The 16,091-nt window shown below is 50.9% G+C and carries 11 protein-coding genes; all 11 read right to left on the reverse strand.

The features are described from left to right. Nucleotides 1-52: 52 nt before the first annotated feature. Nucleotides 53-757: a peptidylprolyl isomerase gene (locus tag ABEA66_RS22450; protein WP_345590966.1), complete on the reverse strand. Its 705-nt coding sequence runs from the start codon at nt 755-757 to the stop codon at nt 53-55. A 161-nt stretch (nt 758-918) separates the two neighbouring features. Next, the gene (locus tag ABEA66_RS22455; RefSeq protein ID WP_345590968.1) at nt 919-3,750 is read right to left on the reverse strand and encodes a transglycosylase domain-containing protein; all 2,832 of its coding nucleotides are present in this window, start codon (nt 3,748-3,750) and stop codon (nt 919-921) included. 287 nt (nt 3,751-4,037) lie between these two features. Next, entirely contained in the window at nt 4,038-4,277 is a 240-nt protein-coding gene (hfq, locus tag ABEA66_RS22460; RefSeq protein ID WP_028548519.1) for an RNA chaperone Hfq, read from the reverse strand. Between the two features lie 11 nt (nt 4,278-4,288). After that, nucleotides 4,289-5,260: a tRNA (adenosine(37)-N6)-dimethylallyltransferase MiaA gene (miaA, locus tag ABEA66_RS22465; protein ID WP_377740741.1), complete on the reverse strand. Its 972-nt coding sequence runs from the start codon at nt 5,258-5,260 to the stop codon at nt 4,289-4,291. Next, entirely contained in the window at nt 5,254-6,051 is a 798-nt protein-coding gene (locus tag ABEA66_RS22470) for a class I SAM-dependent methyltransferase (RefSeq protein WP_345590972.1), read from the reverse strand. The genes miaA and ABEA66_RS22470 overlap by 7 nt, the downstream gene beginning before the upstream one ends. After that, nucleotides 6,052-8,127, reverse strand: a complete 2,076-nt coding sequence (mutL, locus tag ABEA66_RS22475) for a DNA mismatch repair endonuclease MutL (RefSeq protein ID WP_345590974.1) — start codon at nt 8,125-8,127, stop codon at nt 6,052-6,054. A 5-nt stretch (nt 8,128-8,132) separates the two neighbouring features. Continuing rightward, the gene (locus tag ABEA66_RS22480; RefSeq protein WP_345590976.1) at nt 8,133-9,587 is read right to left on the reverse strand and encodes a S41 family peptidase; all 1,455 of its coding nucleotides are present in this window, start codon (nt 9,585-9,587) and stop codon (nt 8,133-8,135) included. Nucleotides 9,588-9,629: 42 nt separating this feature from the next. Continuing rightward, nucleotides 9,630-12,404 carry a DNA mismatch repair protein MutS gene (mutS, locus tag ABEA66_RS22485; protein ID WP_345590978.1) on the reverse strand — a complete coding sequence of 925 codons (2,775 nt, stop codon included), beginning with the start codon at nt 12,402-12,404 and terminating at the stop codon, nt 9,630-9,632. A gap of 74 nt (nt 12,405-12,478) precedes the next feature. After that, entirely contained in the window at nt 12,479-13,918 is a 1,440-nt protein-coding gene (locus tag ABEA66_RS22490) for a putative amidoligase domain-containing protein (protein ID WP_345590980.1), read from the reverse strand. Nucleotides 13,919-14,060: 142 nt separating this feature from the next. Continuing rightward, nucleotides 14,061-14,627, reverse strand: a complete 567-nt coding sequence (locus ABEA66_RS22495; RefSeq protein WP_079909073.1) for an outer spore coat protein CotE — start codon at nt 14,625-14,627, stop codon at nt 14,061-14,063. A gap of 282 nt (nt 14,628-14,909) precedes the next feature. Further along, nucleotides 14,910-15,950, reverse strand: coding sequence for a YheC/YheD family endospore coat-associated protein (locus ABEA66_RS22500; RefSeq protein ID WP_345590983.1), 1,041 nt, complete (start codon nt 15,948-15,950; stop codon nt 14,910-14,912). Between the last annotated feature and the right edge of the window lie 141 nt (nt 15,951-16,091).

A 16,091-nucleotide genomic window follows, 5' to 3' on the forward strand; every position in this document is an offset into this window, starting at 1 on the left:
TTAAATCCTTTGTACAAATCGATCCCGCTCGTTCTTTTAATGTCTTTGCGGTTTACTTTTCGGTAATGTCAATGGACTGTATGGTTACTTTCTCAGTCGGCTTGCTCTTTTCCATTCCGTTCGATTCCACCGGTGTCGCGGCAATTTGTTGTACGACATCCATTCCTTCGGACACTTTTCCGAAGATCGTATAGTTCGGCGTTTTGTTCAGGTTCTTGCTGTCCTCGCCGGTACAAATGAAGAATTGGCTGCCGTTCGTATTCGGTCCTGCATTCGCCATCGCTACAATTCCCGGCTCATATTGATGACTCGTTTTCAGCTCATCTTCAAATTTATATCCGGGGCCTCCGCGTCCGGTGCCTTCAGGATCACCCGTTTGAACCATAAACGATTGGATAATGCGGTGAAACACGACATTGTTATAGAAGCCCTCTTTGGACAAGAAGACAAAGTTATTCACGGTTTTAGGCGCTTCTTTGGCAAACAAGTCGATCTTGAATGTCCCTTTGGATGTCGTCACCGTTGCTTGATAGGTTTTGTTCTGGTCGATTTTCATTTCAGGTGGAGAAGACCAGCTTTTCTTGGTCTGAGGCTGCGGCGATGCCTGGGTTGCAGGCGGTTGGCTCGCCGTTGGTTGTCCTGCGCTCGTCTTTCCTTGGTCCGGGGCCGGCTTGGTGCCGCAAGCGGACAGCAATAACGCGCATACCACGGCAAGGGAAGCCCATTTAGAAATCTTGGCTGCTAGTGATGCTTTCATGTTCCATCCTTCAACTCCATACATGTGATTTTTATGGACAAGTCCACATCACCTATTATACTACGACTGGCCAAAAATTAACAAAACCTCCAAGATGGACTCTTGGAGGCTTTGCTCTTGCAGAGCCGTATGAACCGGCTCTGTGGATACGGCACGCACGGTCAGCGCGTGCCTGTCGCAGCACCGCTCGGCGGCGGCGAAGCCACTGCCGCTTCGGTGCTGCCCTGCGGCGGGGTAGCGCCTTGCGCGCCCGCCCCCGGCGGAGGCGTTACAGGGGCTGTGCCCCCTGCTGCGCCTCCGCTGCCGCTGCCCGTGCCCGGGGCAGCGGTGCTTCCGGCACCGGAGCCTTGCGACCCGGTGCCAGGGGTTGCGCCGGCGCCGGTTCCCCCGGTGCCGCCGGTACTGCCGCCGGGCTTGGGCGTCCCGCCCGGCTGCGGAGTGCCTTGGGATCCGCCAGTGGTTCCTTGGCCGGAGCCCTGGTTCGTGTTCCCGGTATTGCTTCCAGTACCGTGATTGTTCCCTTGCCCTTGGCTTTGACCGTTATTGCCTGTTTGGCCAGGCAATCCGCTGCCGCCGGCAGCTCCGCCGTTCTGCCCTTTGCCATCCGTAGAAGTGCCGGATTGTCCGGGCTTGCCGTTTTGGCCTTGATTTCCATTCTGACCTTGGTTGCCGTTCGGTCCCTGATTCCCATTTTGGCCCTGGTTGCCGTTCGGGCCGTGACCCTGTCCTTGGCCATTCGGCTGTCCTTGACCCAAGCCATCCGCATTGGTATCGCCTGGGACGACTACGGTAGCCACGTTAGATTGCGCGCCAGCGGATCCGCTGTCCGGATTGAGCGGCACCACTACATATTGAAACGTGGTTCCCGGAATGGCAATGTCCTTCACTTGAGTTCCTGGGGTCATCAGCACCGGTTCGGCAGGGAAATCCTTATCCTTATCTTCCTTGCGGAAGATTTGATAGGACACGTTGTCCCCTACGCCGGTCCAGCTCAGCATGACCGACCGGGTATCTTTGTCATACTCCGCCTTCAAATCACCTATAGCTTTAGGCGGCGCACCCAGTTCCGGAACATTATCCGGCTTTTTAAACTGCGTCATCGGCTTATTCGCCAGCGCCTTTTGCATAACTTCCTTGAAGATAACGGCCGGCGCACCGCTGCTCATCGTAACGTAATGCTTCGCGTCTGCTTTATCGAAGCCGATCCATACTGCTGCGCTCCATTCCGGAGTATACCCCGTGAACCACAGGTCACGATTGTATTTCTCGAGCCCTTTGATGACGTTTTGCGTAGATCCGGTCTTCCCGGCCAACGGACGGTTGAATTTAGCTGCCGCCCCTGTACCTCCGGGACCTACTACGCCCTCCATAAGCTGCGTCATATAGTAAGCCGTTTTCGGACTCATGACGGATTTCCGTTCTTGCTTGAATGTATACAGATCTTCGCCTTTATCGTTTTGAATTTTGATAATCGAATGGGTCTTGTTCAAATAGCCATTGTTACCAAATGCGGCATACGCCGTTGCCATCTGAACCGGAGTTGCCCCCTTGGTCAATCCGCCCAAAGCGATAGCCAGGTTTCGATCCTTCACCGGATCGAGCGGAATGCCCATATTAACGGCAAAATCCATCCCTTTCTTCACGGTGATCTCGTTCAGAAGCCATATCGCTGGAGCATTAATGGAAAGCTTGACGGCGTCAAACATCGAGACCTGCCCGCGGTAGACTCCATCGTAATTTCGAGGAGAATAACCGCTATACGACACTTCCTTATCCTGCAGCATGCTGTAAGGCGTATATTTGCCGCTTTCGATAGCCGGAGCGTACGCAATAATCGGCTTGATCGAGGATCCCGGCTGTTGAGGTATTGTAGCCCTGTTCAAGCCGCGGGCCACATAATCTCTTCCCCCGATGATACCAACGAGTCCGCCGTCCTCATTATTGACGATGGCCATGGCTCCCTGCATCTTTTGTTCCGGACCGTCCTTCTGGAAAAACTTATCGTTCGCAAAGGTTTGTTCCATAATTTTTTGCGCCGTAGAATCCATGGTCGTATAAATATTGTAACCATTGGTCAGCACATCGTCCTCGGTGAGCCCATACACATCGTTCGCTTCATTCAGCACGTAATCGGTAAAGGCCAAATAGTCATTGCTGTTGTTTGCAGCCGTTTTGGGAGGTACATATTCGACTGCCTCCGCCTGGGCCCGCTCAGCCTCTGTAATATAACCTTGATCCTGCATCAGCTTCAATACGACCGACCGGCGTTCCTTTGACTTTTCCGGATTGGATATAGGATTATAAGTGCTAGGCGCTTTCGGAATAGCCGCCAGAGTCGCCATCTGCCATAATTGCAGCTGATTTAGATCTGAAACGTTAAAATACTTTTTGGCCGCCACTTTCACGCCGAAAGCACGGTTCCCAAAGAAAATACGGTTTAAATATTTGGTCAAAATTTCATCCTTGCTAAAATTATTCTCAAGCGCAACCGCGATCGACATTTCCGTAGCTTTACGGAAAAACGTTTTGTTGCTGGATAAGAACACGTTCTTGGCCAGCTGCTGTGTGATCGTACTGCCGCCCTCGACCGCGCTCCTTGCCACAATGTCCTTCACCAAGGCACGGCCGATCCCCAGGAAATCGATCCCGGAATGCTGACCGAAGCGTCTGTCCTCCGTCGCTATAAAGGCTTCCTTCAACTTGAGGGGAATATCTTCGGGCTGTACAACCTCGCGATTCTCCCTCGACAATGTCGCTATTTCATTTCCGCTAACATCATAGATGTGAGAAGCTTCGTCCATATCCAGCTTGTCGATATTTTCCTTCAGCAGTTTGTCGCCATTAATGATGATAAAAATATAGACGCCTAAAGCGCATATCAGAGCTAATACGGCGGCGATAAACGTAAACATCAAAGCTTTTCCTGCACTAAACTTGCTTTTTTTCTTCTTTTTCTTCGGTTTCCCCGATGGTGGTTTCTTCGCAGCAGTCATCTCTCTCCGTCACCTCTTTTGTCTCTATCAAGCTGGTCTTTGGATGTGGTGAAATAAACATCTATCGAGGTCATTTGAAGATGAGCGACCACGTTTAGATGTAAGTTTATTCGCCAATCCAAATGCCGTTACTTCGCGCTTAGCGCTGTATAGAACTTAGACATTTGGATGTGGTAATAAAAGAACAACCCTTACTGCATGGGTTGCTCTTATGGACGTTATGAAATTAGACGGTTCAAAGAGCCGAAATGTTGCGTTAACGTCCTGGCTTCCAATGCAGCAGGGTCTTAGCCTTCGGCGTTGTTATCCTGCATCAATGAAACGGAACGCTGTGGAGTAAAGGTTGATATGGCATGCTTATAAACCATCTGCTGGCGGCCTTCGCTATCAATGATGATGGTGAAATTATCGAACGCACGGATGATACCGCGAATTTGAAACCCATTAGTCAAATAGACGGTAACCGGGATATTTTCCTTGCGCAGCTGGTTCAAAAATGTGTCTTGAATATTGATCGATTTGTTCATCATGGGCCCCCTCAAATAAATTGACGTTCGATTTTTAGCTTATCTGCTATTATAGCATGAATCTGATCCAAGTGGGCAGTAAAATTTTCCAGATTACTCACATCAACCCACTCGATATCTTTCATGTGGCGAAACCACGAGAGCTGGCGCTTGGCGAATCTTCGGGTATCCTGCTTCAGCTGAACAACCGCCTCTTCCAGGGTCGCTGCCCCTTCCAAATAGCCCAAAATCTCCTTGTAGCCAAGTCCCTGCATCGAAATGTGTTGTGTTCCGTAACCCTGGTCTCGAAGACGCCGCACCTCTTCCACCAGACCTTGCTCCAGCATGAGATCGATACGCTCTTCAATACGTTTATATAGTAAAGCTCTGTCCATTGTCAACCCGATGATACATAGTTCGTAGGGAGACTGTTTTTTTTGTACCTTTAGCTGCTCCGAAAGCCGTTCTCCTGTTAAGTGAAATACTTCCAGAGCTCTTATTATTCGACGCTGATCGTTGGGATGCAGCCTTTCGGCCGTCTCCGGATCCACCTCGCGCAGCCTTTCCCACAACGCTTCATTCCCATGCTTCTCGGCATACAGGCGCTGTTCTTCCCGGTATTCTTCATCCGAGCCGCTTTCGCTGAATTGATAGTCGTAGCAGACCGATTCAACATATAAACCGGTGCCTCCTACCATAAAAGGAAGTCTGCCCCGATCGTGAATCTCCGTAATCAGCTTACGGGACCTTTCTTGAAACTCCGCAACGGAAAAAGGATAATCCGGGTCATGAATGTCGATCAGGTGATGAGGCACTCCCATTTGCTCCTCCGGCGTTACTTTCGCCGTACCGATATCCATTCCGCGATACACTTGCATGGAATCGCCCGAAATAATCTCGGCTCCGTACTCGGATGCCAGCCTGATACTCAGCTTCGTCTTGCCAACCGCAGTAGGTCCGACAAGGACAAGAAGCCCAGGCTTTCTCAAAGCCTCAGTCACAATCTTATCACTCCGTAAGCAATTTTCGTTGTTGAGCGGTGCAATTCTGTGAAGCCCAGTCTGGCGAATTCACCACTATCCCGATGTTCTTTCATGACAACCGTCCTCCGGGCAACCCGTAGCGCTTCGGCAACAGCTTCCTCCGAGAGCGCTCTTGAATCGGCAATCCCCCGAATGGAGCGAATGGAGCTTGATTCATGAATCGGCTTGCGGAACATCGGATCGAAGTATACGACATCGAACGACCGGTCCTTCTGCTGACGCAAAAAGTCCAGGTGATCCGTCTGAACCGTTCGGATTCGCCGCATAGCTTCTATCATTCCGGGAATGTCGGAATCATAAGAGCCCAGCCCGTGCTGCAGCAGCAAGCATTGTAACGGACTGCTTTCCAATGCCGTTACCGCTCCGGCTTCACCGGCTCCAAATGAAAACACGATGGAGTCTGACCCTAAACCAGCGGTGCAATCCAATACGGTATCCCCCGGCTGGACTTGAGCCAAGTGCAGCAAAGTATCCTGTTCACCATTCAGCAGCCGTTTGATCCGAATCGCTGCCGTGCTGGGATGAAAAAACATTGCAGGCTGCTGTTCATGATAATACTCTATTCGCTCTCTGGATACAAGCACGATGTCCATTTCTTTATAACGCTCCCTCATCTGGGGCAGAGAGAGCCGGGCTCTTGGTACGATCCGCAGCGGTCCTGTAACTCCTTCCATCTGCTTCAGCTGCTCCAAAAGCCGTTGTGCGAGCGCAAGCTGCTCTTGTCGTGGATCATACGAGGTTGTAATCAGCAACTACATCACCCGCTTAAACATTTTTTCCAGCTCGTATGTGGAGAAGCTGATGACGATAGGACGTCCGTGCGGACAAGTATAGGGATTTCTGCAAGCTGCCAGCCGATCGAGCAAGCCTTCGATTTCGAGCGTGCTCAAGCTTTGATTCGCTTTGATCGACGCTTTGCAGGAGCACATAATCGCCGCCTTCTCCCTCAGCTTTCCTAGATCAATGGTTTTACGTTCGGATAACAGCCATTCGGTCATTTCCTCAACCAGAGCGCGTTCCTCGCCTGAAGGGAACCAATGAGGATAGGCTCTTACCAAATAATCATTTCCACCAAACGGCTCCAAATAAACCCCAGCTTGCTCCAGCATAGGCAGTTTTTCCTTCAGCCTCTCTGCCTCGGAGGGCGTAAATTCCAATGTAATGGGCACAAGAAGCTCTTGACTGGCTTCTGCAGGCTTTCCAAACTTTTCATAGTAATACTCATAATTGATCCGTTCATGCGCGGCATGCTGGTCGATTAAAAATAAACCTTCCTCATTTTGCGCAACAATATAGGTCCCATGCATCTGCCCGATCGGGTACAGCTTCGGAAAGGCCGGAAGCGCGGGGGCTTCCTGCTCCTGATCCACCGTAATGGAACGAAGCAGAGCACTGCTCGCCGCCGCTTGCTCGGCCTGGGTACGATCCCCATAAGAACCTGTTCCCGACCGAAGGCTTGACTGGCTCGGGGCATATCCATTGCTTTGAGTCTTCGATGGGTCAAAGCTGTAGGATCCAGCCGCCGATGATCCGCTGAAACTGTCATAACGGCCGCCATAGCTTTCCTTCGGTTCATTGCTTCTTGCTGATTTTGCTTGTGTAATGGACGGATCCGCTGGACCCGAAGGGTGCATTTCGCGAATACTGCCGGCCGTGCCGGCTCCCCATGCTCCTGGTGCTCCAGACCGAAACGCTTCGCTGGTTTCAACAGAAGCTGCCTGCCCGCTTACCGGTTCAGGCGGAACCGGAGGCAGGCCGGAAGCCCGGTACAGCTCCATCTGCTCCTGCACGAATGCTTCTTTCTTCGTCTTGCCTGCCGTGGCCGCGGAAGGAATAAGCACCTGCTTATTCAGGACCTGCCGAACCTGCTCCTCAACGAACTGAATCAGCTCCTGCTCTTTGCTGAACCGCACCTCCAGCTTCGCCGGATGGACGTTAACATCGACGAGCGTCGGATCCGTCTCAATATGAAAAGCGGCTATCGGATAGCGGTTAATGGGCAGCAAGGTATGATAGCCCTGCATTAGGGCGTGAATCAGGGTGTAATTGCGGATATATCTTCCATTGATAACCGTCGAGATGCCGTTACGGTTGGCCCGCGTCGTCTCGGGCTTGCCGATATATCCCCGAATAGAATAATCGAGATGCTCCCCTTCGATCAGCAGCATATTCTTGGCCACAGCCGTTCCATAGATGGCCGCGATCACCTGCAGCATATCTCCGTTACCCAGCGTTTGAATCAGCTGGCCCCCGTTATGCTTCAAAGTGAAAGCAATCTCCGGATGGGCCAGACTTAACCGGTAGATAAAGTCCGAAACATGGCCAAGCTCAGTCTGTATCGTCTTCATATATTTGAGCCGGGCCGGAGTGTTATAAAACAGCTCGCGCACCTGTATATCCGTGCCCCTCGGGGAAGCGGCGTCCGTAAATTCCTTGACCGTGCCTCCCTCGATAACCATCCTATAGCCCAGGCCGTTCGATTCCGTAGAAGTCACGCAGGTTACTTTCGACACCGCCGCGATACTTGGCAGCGCCTCCCCCCTAAAGCCCAGCGTCCGTATCGAGAACAAATCCTGCGAGCTCGCAATCTTGCTAGTCGCATGCCGGAAGAAGGCAACCTCACAGTCGTCCCTCTCCATGCCGGTGCCATTATCCGTAACGCGAATGAGCTCAAGTCCGCCTTCTTCGATCGCGACATCAATCCGGGTGCTTCCCGCATCAATGGCATTTTCCACCAGCTCTTTAACTACGGAGGAGGGCCGCTCCACAACCTCGCCGGCTGCTATCTGATTGGCAATATGCTCATCCAAAATTTTTATTTTACCCATAGCTATTACCCCTTAGTAACGCTTAACTCCACTTGACCGTCCGTATCGGACCAATTCAGTTCTGGAAAGTCCTGCTTAAAGCGGTTCACATTCAAATAGCTGGACCCGTTCTGAAGCAGAAGCGAACCGTCTGCGGTGCTGTAAGTATGCTTCGAATCATTCACGGACACCTCAACCGCCTGCTGCTCGGCATTCCATTGGATCGATGCGTTCAACAGTGAGCTAAGCAATCTGGAAGGAACATACAGTTCTCCGTTGTCACGAACAACGTTAAAGCTGTCCTCTACGTCAATCTTGTTGATGGATACACCTTTTTTGCTCAGCTCCACATTCACGCTGCTAACGCCTGCCTCATGCAGCGCCGTAATGAGCTGCGGCACTTCTCCATCGACTTCAACATCGGGATTCAGTCCGACTTTGTTCACTTTGCGCAGCTTCGGCGTCAAGTATTCTTCTATCGTCACCTTCAACGCGCCCCCGCTAGAGAGCGGATAAACGGACTGAACGCTTCCCTTGCCGAACGTCTTTTTGCCGATGACTTTGGCCACCACATTGTAATCCTGCAAGGCTCCTGTCAGAACCTCCGAAGCGCTGGCGCTGTATTCGTTGACCAGGATATACAGAGGGAACGGCTGGGTTGTCCCATTGGAGAACTTGACCGGAGTATCCACATTGTTTTTATCTTTGGTATGAATCAGCACGCCTTCCTTTACAAACAGTCTGGCCATATTTTGAGCGGACTCGACCAGGCCGCCCGGATTATCTCGCAAATCCAGGATCAGACTCTGGATTCCCTGCTGCTTTAGCTCGGCCAACTGGGCAGCGGTCTGCTCGTCGGCTTCGCTTGAAAATCCGGAGACACGAATATATCCGACCCCCGGATCGAACCGTTTATGGGTGACGACAGGCACCTGAATCGTTTGTCTGGTCATCTGAAGGACCAGAGACTGCTTATTGCGCTCCACCGTAACAGATACAGCTGTACCTTCCGGTCCCAAAATTTTCTTGGTGACATCATCCAGCTTTAGCCCTTCGGCCGACTCGCCGTTAACAGCGGTTATTCTGTCCCCGGGAAGCATCCCTGCTTTCTGCGCAGGCCCGTCGAACACCTCGGTTACATAGGCATTATTGTCCTCCGCCCGAACGCGGATTCCGACGCCTACGTAATTATTTTCCAACGAATTTTGAAACTGCTTCAGTTCCTCCGGTGTGAAATAAATAGTGTATGGGTCATTCAAGGACTCCACCATCGATTGAATCGCGATATCGGTCAGCTTTTGCTTGCTCGGGGCGCTGACATGATTTTGCTCGATCAGATCCAGCACTTCGGTCAGGCGTGTCGTATCGGCATCCGATTTGTCGGCGGCAAATACCGTAGGAACCGTTGGAAATAATAAGGAAAGAGAGATTAGGGCAGCAGCGGTGCGCCGTACCATGGATCGGTTGCCGATCCTGTTCATAGACATTCATCCTTTCAAGATAGGAAACTGGAATTTAGAGCTTTATGATAATTGTCTTTTCAATTCATATAAAAAGTTCATGGCCATCATTGGTGTCATATTCATTAAATCCGCCGTTTTCAGCTGCTCTGCAACCTGCTCCATTCGCGGGTCCGTCTTTTTCTTCGACTTGTCCGACACCGGCTGCGCTTCTTGAAACAGGCTTAATTGAACGTAGGAGGTCTCTTTAACCTGCTCGGCCGGAGTCAGTGCAGGTATCACAGATGAATCCGCCTTTTCGCCAACGCCTTGCGATTCCTGCGCAGCTGCCGGTTCATGTGAAGAGTGATCGCTATCCCCCTGCGTTACCGGTGCCTTATCCCTTGCATCCTCCATGGCTGCAGCCGCCTGTGCATGGCCTTGTACCAGGTCAGCACGCGCTTCAAAAGCGTGAAGCAGCTCGTAGGAACGGTCAATGATGCCGTTAGGCAGCCCGGCAATTTGGGCGCAGTAGATACCGTAGCTAGTGCTCGCGGCGCCCGGAATCAGCTTGCGCAGGAAGGTGACCTGCCGTCCGCTTTCCTTAACGGCCATGCAGCAGTTCCGCAGGCCCTTCAGTGTGTCTTCAAGATGAGCGAGCTCGTGAAAGTGGGTGGACACCAGCGTTTTGCAGCCTATGCGATCATGCAGGTATTCGATGACTGCCTGAGCAATGGACATTCCTTCCCCTGTCGAGGTGCCTCTGCCTAGCTCGTCGATGATGACCAGGCTTTTGTCCGTCGCTTTCTCCGTCATCACCTGAATGTCCATCATCTCGACCATAAAGGTGCTCTGACCGCCTATCAAATCGTCAGCCGCACCGATTCTTGTAAAGATTCGGTCCAGGATCGGGACTTTAGCGGACTCGGCGGGCACGAAGCAGCCGATTTGGGCCATAAGGCAGATGATGGCAACCTGACGCATATAGGTGCTTTTTCCTGCCATATTCGGTCCGGTAATCAGCAGCATATGCCCTTCATCCGTGCTAAGCTTCGTATCATTGGAAATGAACACGCCGTCCTGCATGACGGCTTCTACGACGGGGTGCCGTCCTTCTTGGATTTGAAGCTCGTAAAATTCTCCGATCTGAGGACGCGTATAACGGTTCGCCGCGCTTACCGCTGCCAGCGACTGGTATACGTCTACCGTCGCAATCAGCTCGGCAAGCTGCTGAAGCCTTGTAATGTGAGCGGATAGCTTGTCCCGCAGCTGCATGAAAAGCTCGTATTCGAGATCCACCATTTTTTCCTGTGCTTCGAGAATAAGTCCTTCTTTTTCCTTCAGCTCCGGGGTGACGAACCTCTCCGCATTAGCGAGGGTCTGCTTGCGTTCATAGCGCCCCTCCTCCAGGGAGGACAAGTTCGCTTTCGTAACCTCAATGTAGTATCCGAACACTTTGTTATAACCGATCTTAAGCGACTTGACGCCGGTGCGCTCCCTCTCCTGCTTCTCCAGCTCCGCAATCCAGCGTTTCCCGTTCGTGCTGGCTTCGCGAAGCTGATCCAGGTAGGCATGGTAGCCCGGCTTAATCATACCGCCGTCTCTAACGGATACCGGCGGCTCCTCCGCTATAGCCTCTTCAATCCAGGACATGACATCCTGGCAGGGGTCCATTCTTGAGGTGAGCTTCTTCAGCGTCTCGGAGCCTGACATTTCACACACCTGCTTAAGCCTCGGAACCTGCTGCAGCGATGACTTCAACGCGAGCAGATCCCTTGCGTTCGCGCTGCCGTAGGAAATGCGCGCCACCAGTCGCTCCAGATCATATACTTCCTTCAAGGACTGCTTCAGCTCATCGCGGACAATCAGCTGATGATAGAGTCTGTCCACCGCCTCAAGCCTTTCCTGAATCGCCGATTCGCTCATGAGCGGCTTCTCGATCCATCTGCGCAGCAGACGGCCGCCCATAGCCGTGATCGTTTTATCAAGGAGCCACAGCAGCGTCCCCTTCTTGGTCCGGTCTCTAACCGTCTCCACAAGCTCCAGATTCCGTCTTGTGAACGGGTCCATAATCATATATTGATTCGGCTCATAGACCCGGATGTGCTTGATATGCACAAGAGATCTCTTTTGCGTTTCTGTAAGATACAGCATGAGCTGCTCCACGCAGGCTTGGCCTTCTCTATGAAGGGCAGACAGCTCCTCGGCCGCAAAAAAATCACTAAGCTGAATGCCGTTATGTACCTTGCCGCCAGGTCTAGGAGTGATGACCAGCGATTGTCCCGCTGAGGCGGACATGTGCTCCTTGAGCCGCTCCAGCAGCTCCGGCGTTCCGAGCAGCTCCGAGGGATGATATACATTCATCTCATCGGCAACAAGAGAGAGCGTCCCTTCCAAGCGGGTCACGAACAGCTCGCCCGTTGAAATGTCACAAGCCGCGAAGCCGTACATGCCGTGTCCGGTTTCCGTCACCGACACCATGTAATTGTTGCTTGACTCTCCCAGAAGCCTTGAATCCATCACTGTTCCCGGAGTCACAATGCGAACGATCTCCCGCTTCACAACGCCTTTCGCCTGGGAAGGATCCTCCACCTGCTCGCAAATCGCTACCTTGTACCCCTTTTCTATCAACCGGGCTATATAGTTATCTGCCGAATGATAGGGAATGCCGCACATGGGAATGCGTTCCTCGGCTCCCCCTTCCCTTCCGGTCAGTGTAATTTCTAGTTCCCTGGAGGCATTCACCGCATCTTCAAAAAACATTTCATAAAAGTCGCCTAGGCGAAAAAACAAAAAAGCATCCTGCACCTCGGCCTTGACGCTGAGGTATTGCTCGATCATCGGCGTATATTTGGCCATGCTCGTTCCTCCATGCTACTTCATCTCTGACTTGCTTTATGTAAGCTGCTTCTACTAGCTTGCTCCCTATTATATCACGAATTAATAGACGATTCTTCTTTTCTCTGAAAAGGCCCGATTTTCCATTTGGGGCGGATATCCTCCTGCTCGTTCCATGCTTTCATTTTCAATAAATGTGATTTGAGAGGAGCAATATACGACTCGTGCCTGCGATAACCCGGCAGTCTCATAAGATCGCTCCACAATGCCGGGATTAAGGGGCGAATCCGCGTTTTATCGCCTTTGTAATAGGCCTCCTGCACATCCGTCTCGGAAAGCGGTCTTGCCTGAAGCATCTGGTAATGATCCGCAATGAGCTTGGCAAGCGCCAATACCCCCTTGGTCACCGTCGGAGATATGACCCAGCTTGGCAGAACCCTGTATTCGAAGCCGCCGTGGCGCTGCCTGCGAAAATCCCCTAAAAATCCGTACTTTGGCCTTCTTCCTCCCGTCGTTTCTCCTTCTAACAGGACAATCGGCAGAGCCAAATAATTATCCAGCACCCTCAACAGCTCGCTGCTCAATCTAACGCCGCTGAAATGGATATGCCCTCCAAGAGGGAAGCCCTTCACCGGCATCCCTCCCGCGACCCAATGCAAATTGCCGTCGTTGATGCTTCTTGCCGCCAGCTGCATCGTACGGCGCAAATTCATGACGACCTGCCTAATATCCTTGCTCGGCTCAGGACGAAGCTCTGCCAAAGGATAGATTTTACGAAAGTTCGGAAGAACGATCGCATCGCAGCCGATGGGACCTTCTTTGTCCATGAATTTGTCGGCAAAAATGACCTTACCTTGAGCATTGAGCAGCAAAAACTCCGGGTCCGCCCCTACCATGACCTCATCGGCATGCTTATCGGAGCCGGTCTCCAATTCCTTGGCATACCGGTTAATGGCATCGGCAAACAGCTCGGCAAGCCTCTCCGTTAGCTCGGGCACAGCCGAAACTTCCAATATGATTAGTTCGCCTCCAGGACGAACTCCTACTTTTACAACGCCATAATCCAGACCCAATGCATAGATGCTCTTGATGGCCTCCCGCTTCGCTCTCATCCCGTGGTAAGAGGAGGTCTCGCTCCCCACCTCTTCAAACTCCGTCTCGCGCTGCTGATTCAGCGGATGGGGCATGCCGATGAACACGCCCTTCGACTTTTGAAACAGCGCAAGCGCCTGAAGATGGAAGACAGGGATAAGAAATTCATAGGTAAACCGCAGCTGCCCGGCTTCCTCCCCGTCGGCCATACGAATTCCGTGAAGCTGCAGAATGTCTGCCGCCCTCCTCGGATTGGAAGCACGTAATATATACTTGACCGATTGCAGAACGCTTCGGCCTGATTTTTCCGCGTGAAAACAGCCCCAGTGGATGACACAGGCGGATTCCGAAGAAGCTGCCAATCTCGTTCCGTGCGGAACCTCGACTCGTTCCAGAAGCAAATGCAAGGTCGGTTCATTAGAATGCAGGATATATACACCCATGATTAGCAGCCTCCTTTGGGGGATTCCTATGCCATCCCGCTGTACTGATGCCTATTTTTTAGGCGAACAACCTTTGAAACAAAAAAGAGGGCTGACGCCCTCTCCCGAAATGAACTTCAGCTACATATAATGAAATCAGGAATCAGTTCAAATCGTCATCTAAGAAATCAGGATCCAGATCCTCGAAATCCCCATCCTCCGCATCGTCGAAGTCTACGGCTTTGTCCTCGTAATCATCGCTGCCATGAGGGTTCACCACAACCCAAATCTTGGTCTCCGCGATCATTTCGACCTTGAATTCGCGCTCCACGCGAATGATGACACTGTCGCCGCTTGAGGAAATGCTCGCCTCCACGCAATTCGGCTCTTGAGTGGCCATTGCCGTGACTTCGGCCGTTGACGGTCTGTGCTTTTTGTCGAGATAAGAAAGACCCACTGCTTCCACATAAGAAATCGTTTCTTTCGCAACATCGGTTTTGGTATTTTTATCATACGAATACCAAATGTTGATGTCGTAAGTACCCACTACTTCCACGTGATCTCCGGACTTCACCGCATCATACTGGTTGTTGATGATCCAAGCACCCAAAATACTCGTCGGAGCATGAGGTGGTGTGACCGTGTTCGTTACTTGCGAAAATTTACGACCTTTGCCGCAGACAGCCTTCGTATAGATCTCTCTGTAATGCAAATCTTTATCTATTGACATCTTTTCAACCTCCTCCATACAATCATTCATTACAATTGTATGCAGGACATAGGCAAATGTTGATAAAACAAATTCACGTGAATTAATATTATTCGTAAATTCATTATGAAATGCCTTTCAAAGCTTGAAATCTCTTCAACAAAATCCCCCGTCTTGCCCTCCTTCTTCCATCATAAGGATATTCCCCTATGCTTCTGTCTCAAGGGACATTCTTTTTGCTAACTGCCACTCCCCTAAAAACAAAGAAACCCTTTTATAGAAAAGGGAAGTGGATTACTCTCTTCAATTGGACCTATGTTTGGACAAATATTTTGCATATTCCATAGGCCGTTTATATACTCGATACCGCTTATGAATCCCATCGTACAAATCTTTGGATGGCTTGCCGTTCACTTCAATGATCCAGCCATGTCCCTCGTTGTCCAACACGAAATCCACACTAAGCTCCGCTAGATGATGCCTGCCGTCAATCTCCAGAATTTCCGCTGCTCTCAAGCTGGTATCGTAGATAGAACATAGAATAGCATTCATCTCTTCAGGAGAGTATAGCTGTGTAAGTATGTCCTGCGATAAACATACGTTCTCACAAATACTTGTATTAAAATAGCCCTTATGCGCGATTCTGCTGACCACATTCGTAACAGCCCATTGACCCGATTTATTTTTCTGGACAAGCACGCGGATATCAAAGGTCTGCTCTCCTAACGGTTTTACATGAATCCCTTTTTGCATAACATACGGCGTTGACCCAAGGAGCTGCTGGATTCTTTCTTGAAACTGCGCCATATCCCCTACTATAATATGCGGTGTATAATGATGGTATCCGATCTCGATTTCCCCTGAATCCTTCAGCTCTACACGATAAACCCCCTTCCCTTTGTTTCCGAAGCAAGGTTTAAAATACATATGTCTGTGGGTCCCCAAAAAATGTACGGCCAATTCCTTATCATATAGAACCGTTTCCGGCAAATGGGGAGCAAGCCAACGGCTTAGCTTCTTAGAAACGATATGCTTATTGAACCGATTGATATGATTAAAGCATTTGTTGCGTCCTATGACGGCTTCCAGACGTTCGATGAGCTTGGAATCCCTGTTGTAGCAGCGGTTATAAACGACTTGAGGAAATGGAAAGAGGGACTCAACCCACTGGCCATTCAACCGATGAAGCCCAACGATTCTCTTTTGTCCCCAGTTAATGGAAGTAGGTGTGAAACAATAAAGCTTCATATTAGAAGCATTGTTGTCAAGATATTGCTTCAGCATATACTTTCTTTGCTTACGGCTTGCAACCAGAATTCCGACGTAACCGGTTGTCTTATTCATCACTTTCCTCCTCATTGTCCCAAGAGAGTCGTAAATTAATGTATGTCGCCGGAGAGGAAAGGTATGGACAACAATACAATGGGTGAGAAAATATGCGTTTACATAGATTTCGCACCAAATCCATTCCTGCTGAATACGTTG

This window comes from Paenibacillus vulneris (genome assembly GCF_039543185.1).
Taxonomy (GTDB): Bacteria; Bacillota; Bacilli; order Paenibacillales; family NBRC-103111; genus Paenibacillus_S; species Paenibacillus_S vulneris.

Coding starts and splice junctions, on each gene's coding strand:
- ABEA66_RS22450 (WP_345590966.1), bottom strand. CDS start 757: ATGAAAGCATCACTAGCAGCCAAGATTTCTAAATGGGCTTCCCTTGCC.
- ABEA66_RS22455 (WP_345590968.1), bottom strand. CDS start 3,750: ATGACTGCTGCGAAGAAACCACCATCGGGGAAACCGAAGAAAAAGAAG.
- hfq (WP_028548519.1), bottom strand. CDS start 4,277: ATGAACAAATCGATCAATATTCAAGACACATTTTTGAACCAGCTGCGC.
- mutL (WP_345590974.1), bottom strand. CDS start 8,127: ATGGGTAAAATAAAAATTTTGGATGAGCATATTGCCAATCAGATAGCA.
- ABEA66_RS22480 (WP_345590976.1), bottom strand. CDS start 9,587: ATGAACAGGATCGGCAACCGATCCATGGTACGGCGCACCGCTGCTGCC.
- mutS (WP_345590978.1), bottom strand. CDS start 12,404: ATGGCCAAATATACGCCGATGATCGAGCAATACCTCAGCGTCAAGGCC.
- ABEA66_RS22490 (WP_345590980.1), bottom strand. CDS start 13,918: ATGGGTGTATATATCCTGCATTCTAATGAACCGACCTTGCATTTGCTT.
- ABEA66_RS22495 (WP_079909073.1), bottom strand. CDS start 14,627: ATGTCAATAGATAAAGATTTGCATTACAGAGAGATCTATACGAAGGCT.
- ABEA66_RS22500 (WP_345590983.1), bottom strand. CDS start 15,950: ATGAATAAGACAACCGGTTACGTCGGAATTCTGGTTGCAAGCCGTAAG.